General features: G+C 66.7%; 10 protein-coding genes and 1 riboswitch. Of the genes, 4 read left to right on the top strand and 6 right to left on the bottom strand.

Annotated elements, in window-relative coordinates:
* Positions 1-39: 39 nt before the first annotated feature.
* The gene (locus ABE424_RS09355; protein WP_346492910.1) at positions 40-513 is read right to left on the bottom strand and encodes a HupB; all 474 of its coding nucleotides are present in this window, start codon (positions 511-513) and stop codon (positions 40-42) included.
* 37 nt (positions 514-550) lie between these two features.
* Positions 551-2,641: a catalase gene (locus ABE424_RS09350; protein WP_346492911.1), complete on the bottom strand. Its 2,091-nt coding sequence runs from the start codon at positions 2,639-2,641 to the stop codon at positions 551-553.
* A gap of 181 nt (positions 2,642-2,822) precedes the next feature.
* Between ABE424_RS09350 and ABE424_RS09345 the strand changes: the two genes are divergently transcribed.
* Both ABE424_RS09345 and ABE424_RS09340 read left to right on the top strand, forming a co-directional pair.
* Positions 2,823-3,533, top strand: coding sequence for an AraC family transcriptional regulator (locus ABE424_RS09345; protein ID WP_019183477.1), 711 nt, complete (start codon positions 2,823-2,825; stop codon positions 3,531-3,533).
* 75 nt (positions 3,534-3,608) lie between these two features.
* Positions 3,609-5,006 carry an amino acid permease gene (locus ABE424_RS09340; RefSeq protein WP_346492912.1) on the top strand — a complete coding sequence of 466 codons (1,398 nt, stop codon included), beginning with the start codon at positions 3,609-3,611 and terminating at the stop codon, positions 5,004-5,006.
* Positions 5,007-5,789: 783 nt separating this feature from the next.
* Here the strand turns inward: ABE424_RS09340 and gcvP are convergent.
* On the bottom strand, positions 5,790-8,669 hold the full coding sequence (gene gcvP / locus ABE424_RS09335; RefSeq protein WP_346478666.1) for an aminomethyl-transferring glycine dehydrogenase: 2,880 nt from the start codon (positions 8,667-8,669) through the stop codon (positions 5,790-5,792).
* A gap of 88 nt (positions 8,670-8,757) precedes the next feature.
* Positions 8,758-8,859, bottom strand: a riboswitch (glycine riboswitch).
* Between the two features lie 280 nt (positions 8,860-9,139).
* Between gcvP and ABE424_RS09330 the strand changes: the two genes are divergently transcribed.
* Together ABE424_RS09330 and ABE424_RS09325 are read left to right on the top strand one after the other, a co-directional pair.
* A complete protein-coding gene (locus ABE424_RS09330) occupies positions 9,140-10,363 on the top strand; it encodes a multidrug effflux MFS transporter (RefSeq protein ID WP_346492410.1) in 1,224 nt (407 codons plus the stop codon).
* A gap of 71 nt (positions 10,364-10,434) precedes the next feature.
* Positions 10,435-10,821: a hypothetical protein gene (locus tag ABE424_RS09325; protein WP_176989172.1), complete on the top strand. Its 387-nt coding sequence runs from the start codon at positions 10,435-10,437 to the stop codon at positions 10,819-10,821.
* A gap of 137 nt (positions 10,822-10,958) precedes the next feature.
* On the opposite strand, the gene ABE424_RS09320 is transcribed toward ABE424_RS09325, so the two are convergent.
* The 3 genes from ABE424_RS09320 to ABE424_RS09310 all read right to left on the bottom strand — a co-directional run bounded on the left by ABE424_RS09320 (position 10,959) and on the right by ABE424_RS09310 (position 15,643).
* Positions 10,959-12,941 carry a M2 family metallopeptidase gene (locus ABE424_RS09320; RefSeq protein ID WP_346478669.1) on the bottom strand — a complete coding sequence of 661 codons (1,983 nt, stop codon included), beginning with the start codon at positions 12,939-12,941 and terminating at the stop codon, positions 10,959-10,961.
* A 402-nt stretch (positions 12,942-13,343) separates the two neighbouring features.
* Positions 13,344-14,996 carry a phosphoethanolamine--lipid A transferase gene (locus ABE424_RS09315; RefSeq protein WP_346492411.1) on the bottom strand — a complete coding sequence of 551 codons (1,653 nt, stop codon included), beginning with the start codon at positions 14,994-14,996 and terminating at the stop codon, positions 13,344-13,346.
* Entirely contained in the window at positions 14,993-15,643 is a 651-nt protein-coding gene (locus ABE424_RS09310; protein ID WP_346492461.1) for a phosphatase PAP2 family protein, read from the bottom strand. Before ABE424_RS09310 ends, ABE424_RS09315 begins: the two co-directional genes overlap by 4 nt.
* Positions 15,644-15,700 lie beyond the last annotated feature (57 nt).

Here is a 15,700-nt window from a genome sequence, read left to right as displayed (position 1 = left end):
AGCACGCGGTAGACCTGCGAGCGAGCGAGCTGCTGATGCTCAGCGCTGGCTCCGGGCCGCTTTGCGGGCGGCCGTCTTCTTCGTCGTCTTTTTAGCGGTTTTTTTCGCTGCTTTTTTTGCTGTTTTCTTTGTTGCCGTCTTCTTTGTTGCTTTCTTCGCGGTTTTCTTTCCGGCGGTTTTCGTTGTCGCCTTCTTGGCGACCTTCTTCGTCGCTTTCTTCGCCGTCTTCTTTACTGCCTTCCTGGTCGTCTTTGTCGCTGATTTCGTTGCCGCACTCTTCGCGGCCGCCTTCTTGGCTGGGGCCTTCTTTGCCGCCGACTTTTTCGTTGTCTTCCTGGTGGACTTCTTCGCGCCGCTACTTTTCTTGCCGCCACCATCCTGTTTGTTGACGGTGGCCCAGGCGATCCGCTCGGCGGCGGTCTCGCTGCGGCCCTTCTCTTTCTCGCTTTCTTCGATATGTTCTGCCTGGCGCTTCTGCTTGTCGGTGTAGCTGGATTTGTCACCACGGGGCATGGCAGTTCTCCTGTCTACTGTCAAAGAGGGGGAGCGCTCAGGCGAGCGTGCGCACCTTCGGTTCGCGGGCCCACTGGCGGGTGGCGGCAGCAGCGAGGAAGGCCTTGGCATCCTCGGCCTCGACCACGCCGGCATCGTTGCCGACGCGGGCCACCTTCAGCAGCGCCTGTGCACCGTCGTCGGCGGCGATCGCCTTCAGATGCGCCCACGCGTCGCTGACGAAGTCGATCGCGGCCGACTCCCTGCTCAGCTTCTTGGCCGCGTCATTGCTGAGCACGACGGCGACCGCATCGAAGATCACCGACGGCGTGCCTGCCAGCTGACCGTCCGCCGCCAGCGTCTTGCCGTCACTGAGCTTGGCGCCACCGATCTTCGGCGCCACCAGCTTGACGCTGGCGCCGGCCTTGTCGGCGGCCTTGCGCAGGTTGGCGATCAGCGCCGCATCGGAGCCCTCGTCGAACAGGATGCCGATGCAGCGGCCCTTGAGCAGGTCCTTGGTGCGGCCGATGATGCGCACTTCCGGCGCCTTCGGGAAATCCTGCGCCGGGGTCTGCGTGGCGGCCGGCTCGGGCAGGGCGGGCATCGCCAGGCCGTCGGCCACGCGCTTGGCCAGCGTCTCGTCGATGTTGCGCAGGTGGCTCACGGTGCGCTCGCGCACCTTGACCGTCTCCACCTTGGACAGCTCGAACACCAGTGCCGAGGCCAGGTGCGCCTGCTCCGGGGCTTCCAGGCTGCGGAAGAACATCCGGGCCTGGCTGTAGTGATCGGCGAAACTCTCCGCACGCACGCGGCCTTTGCGGCCATCATCCGGCGCGGTGGCGTGGCTGGGGAAACCGTCGGGGGTTTCGCGCGGGGTGTCGCCCTGCAGGGAGCTGGGATCGTAGGCAACCCGCCCCTTCGGGATGTTCATCTGCATGTGGCCGTCGCGCTGGTGGTTGGCGAACGGGCACTTGGGGGCGTTGACCGGAATCTGGTGGAAGTTCGGACCGCCCAGGCGGCTGAGCTGGGTATCCAGATACGAGAACAGGCGCCCCTGCAGCAGCGGATCGTTGCTGAAATCGATGCCCGGCGGCACGTTGGCCGGGCAGTAGGCGACCTGCTCGGTCTCGGCGAAGAAGTTGTCCGGCCAGCGGTCCAGCACCATGCGCCCGATGACGGTCAGCGGGACCAGCGACTCGGGGATGATCTTGGTCGAATCCAGGTGGTCGAACGGGAACGATTCGGCCTGTTCCTCGCTGAACAGCTGCACGGCCAGCTCCCACTCGGGGAAGTCGCCGGCGGTGATCGCCTCGAACAGATCGCGCCGGTGGAAGTCGTTGTCCGCGCTCTGCAGCTTGACCGCCTCGTCCCATACCGTGGACTGGATGCCCAGCTTCGGCCGCCAGTGGAATTTGACGAAGGTCGATTCGCCGGCATCGTTGATCAGCCGGAAACTGTGGATGCCGAAGCCTTCGATGGTGCGCAGCGAGCGCGGGATCGTGCGGTCGCTCATCGCCCACATGATCATGTGCATCGACTCGGGCATCAGCGACACGAAGTCCCAGAAGGTGTCGTGCGCGCTGGCCGCCTGCGGGAAGGCGCGGTCCGGCTCCATCTTCACGGCATGGATCAGGTCCGGGAATTTGATCGCGTCCTGGATGAAGAACACCGGGATGTTGTTGCCGACCAGGTCCCAGTTGCCTTCCTTGGTATAGAACTTCACCGCGAAGCCGCGCACATCGCGCGGGGTGTCGACCGAACCGGCGCCGCCGGCCACGGTGGAGAAGCGGGTGAACAGCGGGGTGCGCACCCCCACTTCGCTGAGGATGCGGGCACGGGTGTACTCGCCGAGCGAGCGGGTCAGCTCGAAGTAACCGTGCGCTGCGCTGCCGCGGGCATGCACGATGCGCTCGGGGATGCGCTCATGGTCGAAGTGGGTGATCTTCTCGCGCAGGATGAAGTCTTCCAGCAGGGTCGGCCCGCGCGGGGTCGCCCGCAGCGAGTTCTGGTTGTCACCGACCGGGATGCCCTGGTTGGTGGTCAGCACCGGGTGGCCGTTGCCCGCACGCTGGTGCAGTTCATCCCCCTCGCCGCGGACATCGGTGGCGGGTGCAGGGGCGTTCTTGGTGCTTTTCTTGCTGGCGGCCATGAGGCGACTCCGGGAGCTGGCGGGAAGGGGATCGCTTCACACTGGCGGCCGGGGCGTTAATCGAGGGTGCGAATACGCGGCCCTGCTTGCACCCGCGCTTCACATGCCGCGTCCGGCGGCTGTGTGGGCGGGGCCCGGGCAGGTATCCTTGGGCGCGTCTTCTCCTGTGTTTCCCAGCCGCATGCGCGTTGAACCCGCCGACATCGAAGCCCTGTTTGATGCGATCCCCGACGTCCTGTTCTTCATGAAGGACTGCGACGGGCGCTATACGCACATCAACCAGACCATGCTGCGCCGGCTCGGCCTGAAGTCGCGCAAGGAGGTGATCGGGCGCACCGCGGCGGAGATCTATCCCACCGGGCTGGGCGCGGATTACGCGACCCAGGACGAACAGGTGCTGGCCGGCAAGGTCATCGAGAACCTGATGGAGCTGCATCTGTTCGCCAACCGCGAACCGGGCTGGTGCCTGACCTGCAAGCGGCCGCTGCTGGTCGACGGGCAGATCCGCGGGCTGATCGGGATCTCGCGCGACCTGGGGCAGAAGGACAGCCTGGGCACCCAGTACGAACAGCTGCGCCTGGCCCTTGCCCATCTGAATGCGCATTACGCGGAGAACGTGCGCATGCAGACCCTGCTCGACATCACCGGATTCTCGCTGTCCAAGCTGGAGCGCACCTTCCGCAAGGTGTTCCAGATGACCCCGCAGCAGGTCCTGACCCGCCTGCGCATCCAGATGGCGGTGCACCTGCTGCATGGCCCGGACAGCATCGCCAGCATCGGCCAGGCCTGCGGCTTCACCGACCAGAGTGCCTTCACCCGCAAGTTCAAGGCCGAAGTCGGGCTGTCGCCCCGGGCCTACCGCGCCCAGATCGGCGAGCGCGCCGCCGCCTGAGGCGGGGAGGGGCTTCCGGCCTATGCCGCCGCGCGGCCGACAGGGTATGGTGTCGCACTTGTTGCCCGCCAATCGATTCCGATGCCCGCATCCCAGACTCCGGCTCCCGCCACTCCGCCCGCCGCTGCCCGCCTCGGGCACGCGCTGAAGCCCCGCCAGTTGATCATGATGGGGCTGGGCAGCGCGATCGGCGCCGGCCTGTTCCTCGGCTCCGGTGTGGGTGTCCAGGCCGCCGGCCCGGCGGTCCTGTTGTCGTATCTCGTCGCCGGCGCGCTGGTGATCATCGTGATGAACGCGCTGGGCGAAATGGCCGCGGCCAAGCCGACCAGCGGTGCGTTCTCGGTGTATGCCGCCGACGCGATGGGGGCCACCGCCGGCGCAACGGTGGGTTGGCTGTGGTGGGTGCAGCTGGTGATCGTGATCGCCGCCGAGGCGGTCGGTGCGGCCGGCCTGCTCGCCACGGTATGGCCGGCGATTCCGGTCCCGATGGCGGCGCTGGCCTTCATGCTGTTCTTCACCGCGATCAACCTGCTCGGAGTGAAGAACTTCGGCGAGTTCGAATTCTGGTTTGCGATCCTCAAGGTCGCCGCGATCGTCGGCTTCATCCTGATCGGCGTGGCGCTGCTGATGGGCTGGCTGCCGGACGTGGCCTCGCCGGGCCTGCGCAACTTCACGGAGCACGGCGGCTTCATGCCCACGGGGCTGGCCGGCATCGGCGCGGCCCTGCTGGTGGTGATATTCGCCTTTGGCGGCACCGAGATCGTGGCGGTGGCCGCGGCCGAGACCGAGGATCCCGAGCGCAGCATCGCCCGGGCGATCCGCACCGTGGCCTGGCGCATCCTGGTGTTCTACATCGGCTCGTTGAGCGTGATCATCGCGGTGGTGCCGTGGACCAGCGAGGCGCTGAAGTCGCCGTTCGCGGCGGTGCTGGAAGCGGCCAAGATTCCGGGCGCGGCGACGGCGATCACGCTGATCGCGGTGATCGCGCTGTTGTCGGCGTTGAACGCCAATCTCTACGGTGCGTCGCGGATGATGTATTCGCTGGCGCAGCGTCGCGAGGCGCCGGCGGTGCTGGGCTGGGCCGACCCGCGCCAGGTGCCGATCATCGCGGTGCTGGCCAGTGTGCTGTTCGGTTTCGCGGCGACGGTGATGGAGCTGCTGTTCCCGGACAAGGTGCTGCCGGTGCTGCTCAATATCGTGGGTTCGACGTGTCTGCTGGTGTGGACGATTTCGCTGTTGTCCCAGTTGATCCTGCGCCATCGTGCGAACCGCGATGGGACGCGTCTGCCGTTCCGGATGGCAGGGTATCCGTATCTGACGGTGTTCGGGTTGGGGGTGCTGGCGCTGATCTTCGGTCTGTTGCTGTCCGAGGCGCACACGCGGGTGCAGTTCCTGTCGATGGCGGCGCTGACGGTGGTGATTGCGGCGAGCAGTGAGATTTCGCGTCGGGTGCGTGCTGGTCGGGGCAGCTGACGGCCGACAGCCAACGGCCAAAAGCCAACAGCCAACAGCCAACAGCCAACAGCCAACAGCCAACAGCCAACAGCCAACAGCCAACAGCCAACAGCCGCAGGTTTAAGCCTCCGCTCGCTTGGGCGGGCACGGGTGGGTTGTCGGGACCCGCTGCAAGTACGTCCATGTAAGCTCGTATGCCGCCATCCATGGCGGCATACGGTCCCGCCAACCCACCCGTGCCCACCCTTTGACAGGGGGCTGGTGGGCAAGGGAAAGCCCAACGCAGAACGCAGCCAAGCTGGCGCTGCGCTGCTCGCTTCTCGAATCTGGATACTCAGCGCTCAGCGCTCAATGCACGATGCACGACGCACGACGCACGACGCACGATGCTCAGTGCTCAACGCCAACGCCAACGCCAACGTCGATGCAGATGCTGATGCTGATGCCTAGGTGATTGACTGCAACGTGACGCGACGACTGCATGACGTACTGACGCTCGTCTCCGTCGCGCAGCATCTGCGTTTGTTTTCTCATAGGCGCCCGACCCACTGTCGAGGGGCGGGGGTGTGTGGGTTGGCGGGACCATGAGCGCCATGGATGGCGCGACATGAGCCTCCATGGATGGATTCACGGCGTGTCCCGCGAACCCACACACCCCCGCCCAGCCTGCAGAATCTGAGGGCCGCTCTCCTTCAAAAGCGCGCGGGAACCGGGAGTCGGGAGGCGGGGAGTCGGCAGCAGCCCATAACAAAAACGGCCCGCTTGCGCGGGCCGTCTGCTGTTGCCTCAGGGCAGGAGGGCTTAGACCTCCACGCCCTCGTCTTCCTTGTACGCATCGACCGGGATGCAGGCGCACATCACGTTCTTGTCGCCGTAGACGTTGTCCACGCGCGCCACCGGCGGCCAGTACTTCTGCTGGCGCAGGCTGGCCAGCGGGAAGGCCGCCAGCTCGCGCGGGTAGGCGTGGGCCCACTCGCTGGCCGAGACCGCCGTGGCGGTGTGCGGGGCGTGCTTGAGCGGGTTGTCCTCGCGATCCAGGCGGCCGTCTTCGATCGCGGCGATTTCCTCGCGGATCTGGATCATCGCGTTGATGAAGCGATCCAGCTCGTGCAGCGATTCGCTTTCGGTCGGTTCCACCATCAGCGTGCCGGCGACCGGGAAGCTCAGGGTCGGAGCGTGGAAGCCGAAGTCGATCAGGCGCTTGGCCACGTCCTCGGCGCCGATGCCGGAGGTCTTCTCCAGCGGACGCACGTCCAGGATGCACTCGTGTGCCACCAGCCCGTTGCGGCCGGTGTACAGGGTCTTGAAGTGCGGGGCCAGGCGCTTGGCGATGTAGTTGGCGTTGAGCAGGGCGACCTGAGTCGCCTTGCGCAGGCCGGCGGTGCCCATCAGCGTGATGTACATCCAGCTGATCGGCAGGATCGAGGCGCTGCCGAAGCTGGCCGCGCTGACCATGCCGACATCGCCTTCGCCGCCCAGCACCTTCGGCAGGAACGGGGCGAGGTGCGACTTGACCGCACACGGGCCGACGCCCGGGCCGCCGCCGCCGTGCGGGATGCAGAAGGTCTTGTGCAGGTTCAGGTGCGACACGTCCGAGCCCCACTTGCCGGGCTTGGCTACGCCGACCAGGGCGTTCATGTTGGCGCCGTCGGTGTACACCTGGCCGCCGTGCTTGTGCACGATCTCGCAGATGTCCACCACCTCTTCCTCGAACACGCCATGCGTGGACGGGTAGGTGATCATCAGCGCGGCCAGGCGGTCGCTGTACTTCTCCGCATTGATGCGGATGTCGTCCAGGTCGACGTTGCCGTTGGCATCGGTCTTGGTCACCACGACCTTCATGCCGCACATCTGCGCCGAGGCCGGGTTGGTGCCGTGCGCCGAATCCGGGATCAGGCAGACGTCGCGGTGGCCTTCGCCGCGCGAGCGGTGGTAGGCGCGGATCGCCAGCAGGCCGGCGTATTCGCCCTGCGCACCGGAGTTCGGCTGCAGGCTGACCGCGTCGTAGCCGGTGCACTCGACCAGCATCGCTTCGAGGCCGTCGATCAGTTCCTTGTAGCCGGTGGCCTGGTCGGCCGGGGCCAGCGGATGGATGTTGGCGAACTCCGGCCAGGTCACCGGGATCATTTCGGCGGTGGCGTTGAGCTTCATGGTGCAGCTGCCCAGCGGGATCATGGTGCGATCCATGGCCAGGTCCTTGTCCGCCAGCGAACGCAGGTAACGCAGCAGTTCGTGTTCGCTGTGGTGGGTGTTGAACACCGGGTGGGTCAGGAAGGCGCTGGTGCGCACCAGATCGGCCGGCAACGCATCGGCGGTGGCCGCATCCAGTGCGTCCACGTCGACGGTCGCACCGAACAGCTGGCCGAGCGCGACGATGTCGGCGCGGGTGGCGGTTTCATCCAGGCTGATGCCGACCGCGTCGCTGTCGATCGCACGCAGGTTGATGCGCGCCGCGGCGGCCTTGGCGTGGATCGCCTTGGCGTCGATGTCCTTGACGTGCAGGGTGTCGAAGAAGTGCTCGCCCACGTTGACGCCGGCGCTGCGCAGGGCAGCGGCCAGGATCGCGGCCAGGCGGTGGGTGCGGCGGGCGATGCGGGTCAGGCCTTCCGGACCGTGGTACACGGCATACATCGAGGCCATCACCGCCAGCAGCACCTGGGCGGTACAGATGTTGGAGGTCGCCTTCTCGCGGCGGATGTGCTGCTCGCGGGTCTGCAGGGTCAGGCGGTAGGCGGCATTGCCCTGCGCATCGACCGAGACGCCGATCAGGCGGCCCGGCATCGAGCGCTTGTACGCATCGCGGCAGGCCATGAAGGCGGCGTGCGGGCCGCCGAAGCCGAACGGCACGCCGAACCGCTGCGAGTTGCCGACCACGATGTCCGCGCCCCATTCGCCGGGGGCGGCGATCAGGGTCAACGCCAGCAGGTCGGTCGCCACCGCGACCAGGCCGCCGCGCGCGTGCACGGCATCGGCCAGCGCCTTGTAGTCGCCGATATGGCCGAAGGTATCCGGGTACTGCAGCAGCACGCCGTAGGCTTCGGCGTCCATCGCCTCGGCCGGGGTGCCCACGCGCAGCACGATGCCCATCGGCTCGGCGCGGGTGCGCAGCAGTTCCAGCGTCTGCGGGTGCACCGCGTCGTGCACGAAGAAGGTGTCCGACTTCGACTTGGCCGAGCGCTTGGCCAGCGTCATCGCTTCAGCGGCGGCGGTGGCTTCATCCAGCAGCGAGGCGTTGGCGATCTCCATGCCGGTCAGGTCGGCGCACAGGGTCTGGAAGTTGATCAGCGCTTCCATGCGGCCCTGCGAGATCTCGGCCTGGTACGGGGTGTAGGCGGTGTACCACGCCGGGTTTTCCAGCACGTTGCGCAGGATGACGTTCGGGGTAAGCGTGCCGTAGTAGCCCTGGCCGATGAAGGTGCGGAAGACCTGGTTCTTGTCGGCGATGGCGCGGATCTTGGCCAGTGCCTGCACTTCGGTCAGCGACTCGGGCAGGTCCAGCGGTGCCGGCGACTTGATCCCGGCCGGGACGATCGCATCGGTCAGCGCGTCCAGCGAGGCGTGGCCGACCACGTCGAGCATCTGCGCGATTTCGGCGTCGTTGGGGCCGATGTGGCGTTCGACGAACGCGTGGCTGTGTTCAAGCTCGCGCAGGGAGGGGGTGTTCTGGGACATGGCTGGCATCTCGGAGAGTGGGCACGCACGTTCGGAAGGCGGTCGGGCCAGGGCGCGTCGCGGGCGACAGCGATCCACCGGACCTTGCGGTCTTCCTGGGTGCCCCTCTGTCCTTTTGCCTGAGAGTTTAAAAGCGCGCATCTGCGTGCTTCGTGCCCCTTCGGCGCCGGCATTCGCCGGTCTCTCCAGAGTTTTGATGCGGGTGGTATCGGGCCTGAGCGATTACGGGCGTTGCGCCTTCGGCAGCGGGTGTCCGCTTCTCCCACCATGTAGCCCGGCGATTATAGCCCAGCGCTTTCGGCCGCTGGGCCTTTCCAGCACATGAATACGGGGCCATCCGAACCCCGGAAACGTGCCCCCGGGCATGGTGCCGGGCGCGGCAAAGGCCTATGATCGCTGGATCCTCGTATTCATCTGGCGCCGCCCGTACCGGGCTGGCGCCCGCCGCGCATTGCGCACGGCCGCTGACGGAAGCCCGCATGACGCCCGCCTCACCCTCGACCCGCCGTCTGGCCCTGCTGCTTGCAGGCCTGGCGATGTTCGGTCCGTTCTCGATCGACACCATTTTCCCGGCCTTCCTGCTGCTGGGCGACCGCATGCAGGTGGACCAGGTCGCGGTGCAGCAGACCATCAGCGTGTACCTGCTGTTCTACGGCCTGATGAGCCTGGCGCACGGCCCGCTCTCGGATGCGTTCGGCCGCCGGCGGGTGATCATCGGCGGGCTGGTGCTGTTCATCGGCGCCTCGATTGGTTGTGCGCTGTCGCGCGACATGACCACGCTGCTGGTGTTCCGCGCGCTGCAGGGCGTGACCGCCGGTGTCGGCGTGATCGTGGGCCGCGCGGTGATCCGTGATCTGTACCACGGTGCCGATGCGCAGCGGTTGATGAGCCAGGTCTCGATGATCTTCGGTGTCGCGCCGGCGATCGCGCCGATCATCGGTGGCTGGATCCTGCTGGGCGGCGGCGACTGGCCGTTGATCTTCTGGTTCCTGGTGCTGTTCGGCGTGGTGCTGCTGCTGGCCACCAGCAAGTGGCTGCCCGAAACCCACCCGGTGGAAGCACGCACGCCGCTGTCGATGCGCGAACTGCTGCGCAGCTACGCGCGCATGGGATCCAACCCGCGCCTGCTGCGCCTGGCCGCGGCCGGTGCGTTCAATTTCTCCGGCATCTTCCTGTACATCGCCTCGGCGCCGGTGTTCGTGATGCAGCACCTGCAACTGGGCGAGGGCGGCTTTGCGTGGCTGTTCATTCCGACCATCGGCGGCATGACCGTGGGCTCGTTCCTGTCCGGTCGCATGGCCGGGCGGATCGTGCCGCAGCGGCAGATCGCGATCGGCTTCGCGCTGTGCGCGGTCTCGGCGCTGCTGAACTTCGGCTACGTGGTGTCGGTGCCGCAGATCGCATTGCCGTGGGCGGTGATGCCGATCTTCCTGGGCGGTGTCGGCATGGCGCTGATCTTCCCGATCCTGGCGCTGGCCGTGCTGGACATGTATCCGCATCAGCGCGGCCTGGCCTCGTCCATGCAGATGTTCATCCAGCTGATGATCAACACGGTGGTGGCCGGCGTGGTCTCGCCGATGCTCAGCAGCAACCCCCTGCATCTGGCCCTGGGCTACGCGGCGTTCTTCGCCATCGGTGGCAGCTTCTGGTACTGGGAGCGGCACGCCGAGCGCCGCCGTGAAGTACTGACGCCCATCGAGTGACCCCCCTGCCGCACAGGCCCGCCAGGGGCCGTGCGGTATCCTTGGCGCTTTGACGCAGTCCGGATTTTCCCATGTCGACCACCTCCAAACTGCGCCGCGACATCCGCCGGCGCCGCGAAACCCAGGCCGCCAACCGCGAGCAGGCCACCGCCACGCCGGTTGAGCCGCATGCCGAACTGCGGGACCAGCAGCGCACGCTGCTGGCCGGCATCGTCCGCCGGGACGGCGAGTGGGTGCTGGGCATGGATGGTCGCATCGCCGGCCAGACGCCGAGCGCGGCGCGGGTGCTGGCCCTGATCATGCAGGCCGCCGAACTGCACGAACGCCAGGGAACGCCGGTGCGCCTGGTGTATTCGGATGCACTGAAGGACGCCGCGCATGCCGAGGCGAAAGCGGACGGCATGGATTTCGAGCAGTTCAAGGTCGAGCTGGCGGCAGCCCTGAAACCGAAGTCATAACGCCGCGCCCTGCGCGGATGCGTTGGGTGGCCGTGCCCGTCCCCCGGCTGCAGTCCCCGATGTGCGCATAAAAAAACCGGCCTTGCGGCCGGTTTTTCGTTTTACCGCTGTCGCCGGGCGGGCCCCGGCGGCAGCCGTTACGGTGCCTTGGGGGCCACCGGTGCAGCCGCGGCCGTCGGAGCCTGCCAGCCACACATCTGGCCCTGGTTCTGCTGCTTGAGCCACTCGTTGACCGGGGTGAAGTACTCGATCATCGGGCCGGCATCGAGCTTGTCGCCGCCGGTGATTTCCTTCAGCGTGGCCTGCCACGGCTGGCTGGCGCCCTTGCTCAGCATCGCCCAGAACTTCTGGCCGGCTTCCTTGTTGCCGTAGAAGCTGCACTGGTGCAGCGGGCCCTTGTAGCCGGACGCATCGCACAGGCCCTTGTAGAACTGGAACTGCAGGATGCGCGCCAGGAAGTAGCGGGTGTAGGGGGTGTTGCCCGGCACGTGGTACTTGGCACCCGCGTCGAAGAATTCCTCACCGCGCGCGCTGGCCGGGGCCACGCCCTGGTACTTGGCCTTCAGGTCCCACCAGGCCTGGTTGTAGTGGTCCGGGGTGATCGAACCGTCGAACACGCCCCAGCGCCAGCGGTCGATCATCAGGCCGAACGGCAGGAACGACACACCGCTCAGGGCCATGCGCATCTGCGCGTTGATGGTGGCTTCGCGGCTTTCCTGCGGCGTGTCGACCAGGCCGATCGAGTTGAGGTACTGCGGCGTCATCGCGAGCACGATGGTGTCGCCGATCGCTTCGTGGAAGCCGTCGTTGGCGCCGCCCTGGAACAACGGCGGCAGCGGGTTGTAGGCCAGGTCGTAATAGATATGGCCCAGCTCGTGGTAGATCGTGGTGAAGTTCTCTTCGTTGGGCTTGATGCACATCTTGGTGCGCACGTCGCCGTCCATGTTCATGTCCCACGCGCTGGCGTGGCAGACCACATCACGGTCCAGCGGCTTGATGAACTGGGTCTTGTCCCAGTACGACTTCGGCAGGGCCGGCATGCCGAGCGAGACGTAGAAGTCCTGCGCGCGCTCGGTCATCTGCTTGGCGGTGCGCAGTTCGGCCTCACGCTGCGCCTTGTACAGCGCCTCCACGTTCGCGCCGCTGCCGGCCTTGGCCAACGCGCCGCTGAGGTTGGTCTGGTACTGCTTTTCCAGTGCGGCGGTGATGTCCAGGTTGCCGGCGCCGGGGTACGGTTCCAGCTGGTCCCACAGGTTGGACCAGTCCTGCTGCCACATGTTGCCGGTCAGGTGCGCGGCGATCAGGCCGCCGTTGACCTCGGCTTTGTCCTTGCCGTAGGTGGCGTCGAGCTTGGTACGTGCATAGCAGTGCAGCTGCTCGTACATCGGCTTGACCTGGTCCCACAGGCGGTCGGTTTCCGGTCCGATCTGGTCGGCGGGCATGTCGTAGCCGCTGCGCCACATCTGGCCGGCGTCGGCGAAGCCCATTTCCTTGGCCCCTTCATTGACCAGGCTGACGAAGCGTTCGTAATCGGCGCGCATCGGCTTGGTGGTGCCGTGCCAGCCCTGCCAGGCGTCGAGCTGCGCGTCGTAGTCGCGGCTGCGGGCGAGCACCTGTTCCAGATCGCCGAGCTGGCGACAGGTCTGCGGGTTGGCTTCGTCGGTGCAGTACTTGCCGGAGCCGTAGGCGCCTTCCATGCGGCTGGCGATGCGGGTCAGCTCGGAGAGCTTGGCCGGGTCGCGCGGGGCGGGCATGGAGGTCATCAGCTTGAGCAGGTGGATCTGGCGCTTGGTGTCTTCGCTCATGGGCTGGCCGTCGTACTGGCCGGCCTGGGTGATCCAGCCGTTGAGGACGGTGAGCCAGCGTTCGTTGGCCTTGGCCGCGACGCGCTCGGAATCGTCATTGATGTAGGTGGAGGACAGCCACTGCGCCGAGGTCATTTCCGGGTACATGGCCTTGTACTCGGCGTTGACGCGGGCGATGAACTGGTCCGCGGTTTCCTTGGACTGGGTGGCGCCCGCAGCCGGTGCATCGGCGGGGGACGGTTCCTTCTGGCAGGCCGCCAGCGTCAGTGCGGCAGCACTGACTGCCAGGGCCAGCAGGAGCGGGCGGTGGTTCACGGGCACATCCTTGGGTGGTGACAGACCGGCGAAGGCTAGTGAAGCGCCGGGCGCACCGCAAGGGGCAGGGCAGCAGGGTTCGGTTCAATCGTCAACGTCAACGTCAACGGCGAGGAGTCATTGCATCGTGGTTTGGGTCGGTGCGGGTGGGTTGTCGGGACCCGCCGTGAACCCGTCCATGGGGGCTCGATATGCGCCATCCATGGCGCATAACGGTCCCGCCAACCCACCCACACCGCCCCGTCGACAGTGGGTCGGTGCTCATGGGAACAACAACGGCGCTCAGAGCGAAGGTTGGCTGTCTCAGCGAATGTTCTGCCTTTGCCTGCCTCGACCCAAACGGAAGACCGAAAAGCTGGGCAGCTCTTCGCTGAAGGCACCGGACCCTATGCGCCGAACGGATCAAACCTCGCACGACGCAAACAGATCCCGGTCACGTTCATACACCGACGTCTTGACCTGCATCAGTCCGAGTACCGACGGGAACAGATTGTCGTGATCGGTGTACTTGCCCGCGCGCTCCCGCACGCAGGCCAGGTTGAGCCCACGGTTGGCGGCGAAGGACGGGGAGAACCACATCGTCATCGGCACGCGGGTCTGTTCCTGCGGCGCGATCGCGTACGGAACGCCATGCAGGTACAGACCCTTCTCGCCCAGCGATTCGCCGTGATCGGAGAGGTAGATCATCGCGGTGTCGTAGTCGTCCATGCCCTTGAGGGTGCCGATCGTGCGCGAGAGCAGGTGATCGGTGTACAGCAGCGCGTTGTCGTAACTGTTGGTGATCTGCGCGCGGCTGCACTTGCCGAGGTCCGGTGTATCGCAGGTGGGGGTGAAGCGGCGGAAGCGTGCCGGATAGCGTTCGAAGTAGCTCGGCCCGTGGTTGCCCAGCTGATGCAGCACCACCACGCGGTCGCCGGGTCTGGCGCGGACCTGGGCGGCGAGGTCGTCGATCAGGATTTCATCCATGCAGCGCCCGTTGGTGCACAGGGTCGGGTGCTTGGCATCGTCCAGTGCCTGCATCTCCAGGCCCTCGCAGACGCCCTTGCAACCGGACTGGTTGTCGCGCCACAACGTGGCGATGCCGGCGTGGTCCAGTACGTGCAACAGCGACTGGTGCGCGCGGATCTTCTTCTCGTCGTAGTCGTGGCGACCGTAGGGCGAGAACAGGCAGGGCAGCGAGACTTCGGTGCTGGTGCCGCACGAATGCATGTCGGGGAAGTTGATCACCCCGGCCTGGGCCAGTTCCGGCGTGGTCTGCCTGGTGTAGCCGTTGAGCCCCCAGTTCTGCGCGCGCGCGGTTTCACCCATGACGATCACCAGCAGGCGCGGGCGGCTGCCGGCGGCATGCGGGGTCGCCTTGGCATCCATGCCGATCGGCAGCTTGGGGGCGCGCTGGATCGGATTGTCACCGCGCAGTGCCTTGGGCAGGCCGAGCAGGACGTTGCCGGGCGTGGCCAGGTAGCGCACTTCGCGTTGGTTGCGCATCAGCGACGACATTTCCTGGAAGGACAGCATCGCCCCGCCGAAGGCGATCAACGCCGAGAGCAGCAGAAAACCGATACGCCACAGCAGCGCCGCGCCCAGCGTGCGCCGGCGCAGCTGCACGCGCCACAGCAGCAGCATGGGTGCGAAGGCCAACAGCAGCAACGGCAGGATCAGGGTGGGCGTGATCAATTCCCGGCTTTCCTTGTGATCGGTCGCCAGCACGTTGCGCAGCATGTCCGCATCCAGATAGATGTGGTAACTGCCCATGTAGTGCGCAGCCAGTGCGGTGCAGATCAGCAGCACGCTGAGGACCACTTTGGCATTCCAGCGCCAGACCAGCAGCCCCATCAGCAGGCTGTGCGCGCCGACCAGGAACAGGAACAGCGAGAGTGCGAATCCAATGCTGCCCGGGTGGGTCGCCATCGCGCTGTGCCAGAACAAGCCGTTGCAGGCGACCGCGAAGAACACGCTGGTGAGCAGGATCAGGGTCTCGGTGGTGCACTGCGGGCGCCAGGCGCGCAGGGTGGCCAGCGCCGGGAAGCGTGTAGCACGCGGGAGGGCGGCGCTCATGCCACGTCTCCCTGCGCACTGACGGGCGCCGCGCTGCGTTCGAGCACGCGGATGCGTTCCACCAGCAGGTACAGGGCCAGCGACACCCCCCAGCAGGTGGCCAGCGTCCACAGATCATGCGAGAGGAAATGCGCGCCACGCAGCTGCTGCGAGATCCCGAACACGCCGCCGGCCAGCAGGCCGACCGCGAGGCCGCGCCAGCGCCAGGCGGGGCGCACCATCAGGGCGAAGAAGTACAGGCTGATCCATGCAAAGCCTGCGCTGGAGTGCCCGCCCGGGAAGCACACCCCGCGCGGCATGCCCGGTGGGCGGGTGGCGAATAGGCCGATGAACGCGCGGGTGCCGCCGTAGCGGGTCAGATCCCACGGGCAGTCCATGTTGGTGAATGACTTGAGCAGCGAGACCAGACCGGTGCCCAGCGCGACCGCCAGCACCAGGTACAGCAGCGGCCAGCGCCACCCGGCCGCACGCTCGCTGCGCCACGCGTGGAAGCACAGCACGATCGCCACGAGCGCCGCCACACTGCTGGCCCATTTGCCGGCCTGATGGATCAGATGCGTGGTGAGCCAGGCGTTCTGCAGCGCCCACTGCTGGCCTTCCAGGCGATACCACTGGTCGGCCAGCCACTGGTCGCCCCCGGCGCCCATCAGCACCGCACTGGCGAGCAGGGTCAACGCCAGCGGAGCCCAGAGGTGGTTGCGGAG

The organism is Stenotrophomonas sp. TWI1149 (assembly GCF_039673155.1).
Classification (GTDB): Bacteria; Pseudomonadota; Gammaproteobacteria; order Xanthomonadales; family Xanthomonadaceae; genus Stenotrophomonas; species Stenotrophomonas maltophilia_AA.
The sequence above is the reverse complement of the archived record's forward strand: the minus strand, read 5'-3'. Positions and strand labels throughout refer to the sequence as shown.